Source organism: Aeromonas sp. Prich7-2 (assembly GCF_017939255.1).
Taxonomy (GTDB): domain Bacteria; phylum Pseudomonadota; class Gammaproteobacteria; order Enterobacterales; family Aeromonadaceae; genus Aeromonas; species Aeromonas caviae.
This window is the reverse complement of sequence record NZ_JAGKRI010000356.1, coordinates 1-293: the sequence shown is the minus strand read 5'-3', so window position 1 is coordinate 293 and position 293 is coordinate 1. Positions and strand designations below refer to the sequence as shown.

Here is a 293-nt window from a genome sequence, read left to right as displayed (position 1 = left end):
TATCTTGGGGTTCAGGCTTTGCGTTCCTCGCACCAGATAAAATCCGCCAGCGTCGTTCACCTGCTCAAACCAGGCCCTGTCAATGTAACCCGCGTCAGCCAGCAGCAGGCAGTTGGCCAGCTTGTGAGCCTCAGGGAGAAATTGCCCCTCCCCTGCGGTATCGGCAGACACACTCATGCACAGTGGGCTCTGCTCCGACAGAGACATGGTCATATGGCACTCGATAGCCGCCGGACTGATGGTCTTGAACCGGCCGGGAAAGTCAGCCGCCAGACGCCGGTGCACCGCGAAGG

Annotated in this window: 1 protein-coding gene; it reads right to left on the bottom strand. The window is 60.1% G+C overall.

Translation table 11 applies throughout. The features are described 5' to 3' along the window. Window positions 1-293: transposase (locus J9892_RS25295; protein ID WP_210539112.1), on the bottom strand; the 293-nt coding region annotated here is incomplete at both ends.